This window comes from Mesorhizobium qingshengii, assembly GCF_900103325.1.
GTDB lineage: Bacteria > Pseudomonadota > Alphaproteobacteria > Rhizobiales > Rhizobiaceae > Mesorhizobium > Mesorhizobium qingshengii.
The window spans coordinates 1-1,423 of the sequence record NZ_FMXM01000108.1 but is presented as its reverse complement, the minus strand read 5'-3'; the positions used below and the strand labels follow the sequence as shown (position 1 = coordinate 1,423).

The following is a 1,423-nucleotide window of genomic DNA, read 5'->3' as shown; positions in this document are numbered from 1 at the left end:
ACGCCGCGGGACAACGACAAATCCTGTCCCCGCTACCAAATACAAAAAAACCGGCCCAGCCAAAAAGCCGACAGGCTTTTTGGTTTTGAAGCCCGGCGAAACTAACCAGACAAACACAAAAGCGCGGGAACGGAGCCCATCCCCAAACTTCGTTGCCTGGCGATGCCGTTGCTGGGACAAACAGCTCACAAACAGCTTCTCGTCCTGCAGGCCCAGGCCGAAGGCGCAGACACAAAGACAGGCCGGCAATACGAACGAATTTAGGAGGTTGGGTTTTTACCCAGCCGGCTTTTTTCGTCCATTGTCTCGCGCGCGGCCGCCACCAAAAGCGCTGCGGTATCGACTCGCGCGTCGACCTCGATCGCGCCGGCGCCCCGTGGCCGACGTGACATTGCGGTCATGCCGTATCGCGCGACAAGCGATTCTCCTGGAGAGAATCGCGGCAAAGCTGAAGCGCGGCCGAATCAGCGGCGGCTGCTAACAGTTGACATCTATTGCCATACGCGTTGTGCGATCCCATAATCCCGCCAGGAGGTTGCCATGCCGAATTACGCTTTGAATGACCACTACCAGAGCTTCATCCGCAAGCAGCTCGAATCAGGTCGCTACAACAATGCCAGCGAGGTTGTCCGCGCGGGTCTTCGCATGCTCGAGGATTTCGAGGCGGAGCGGGAGAAATGGCTGCGCGAGGAAACACCGGCGCGCCTAGCCGAACTGCAGCAGGATCCAACCAAAGGTATCCCGGCCGAAACGGTCTTTTCCCGACTGGAGGCGCGTCATCGCGCGAAGCAGGCGAAAGCCAGGTAGGGATGGAGTATCGGATTGTCTTCCATCCCAAGGCGGAGTCCGAGCTGGAAGCACTCTATGACGATATAGCGGAACGCGCGTCGCCTTCCGTCGCTTGGAATTTTGTTGTGGGTATCCGCGACCATTGTCTTGGCCTGTCGAGGTTTCCGCAACGGGGCACCGAGCGGCTTGAGATCATGCCTGGGCTGCGGATTGTCGGTTACCGACGCGCCGTCAGCATCGCTTTCGCCGTCGAGGGCGAGCGAGTGCTGATCTTGGGCATCTTTTACGCCGGCCGCAACATCACGCCGGAATTGCTCGAAGAACGGCTCTGAAAGGCCGCTCGATCAGGCGCGGCGACCGATGTCTCGCTAGCGTGACAGGCGATTTTCAGGCCGATGGCGTAGTTCCCGGCGCCGAGGTGATGGCCGGCATCACAGGAGTGACCGGCAACAGGACGCCGCTCACAATCGGGCCAAGCCAGCTCACCATTTTTGAACTCGTCGGGATCTCCACGAGAAATCGAAAAAAGAGCGATCTTCGCTGTTGACAGTTCTTGTTGGTGGCGACTATATACGCCTCACCAACGAGGGCGGCTCGCCGCTGGCGACGAAGAAGTTTGCTTCTAAGCCTGCCC

Annotated in this window: 3 protein-coding genes; 2 read left to right on the top strand and 1 reads right to left on the bottom strand. The window is 59.1% G+C overall.

What is annotated here, in order from left to right:
• The first annotated feature begins 540 nt into the window (after window positions 1–540).
• Window positions 541–807, top strand: a complete 267-nt coding sequence (locus tag BLS48_RS34620; RefSeq protein WP_091586698.1) for a type II toxin-antitoxin system ParD family antitoxin — start codon at window positions 541–543, stop codon at window positions 805–807.
• Window positions 808–809: 2 nt separating this feature from the next.
• The gene (locus BLS48_RS34615; protein ID WP_091586696.1) at window positions 810–1,121 is read left to right on the top strand and encodes a type II toxin-antitoxin system RelE/ParE family toxin; all 312 of its coding nucleotides are present in this window, start codon (window positions 810–812) and stop codon (window positions 1,119–1,121) included.
• Window positions 1,122–1,176: 55 nt separating this feature from the next.
• On the opposite strand, the gene BLS48_RS36065 is transcribed toward BLS48_RS34615, so the two are convergent.
• Window positions 1,177–1,423 (bottom strand): hypothetical protein (locus BLS48_RS36065; RefSeq protein WP_208604722.1); only part of this gene is annotated, 247 nt, incomplete at its 5' end.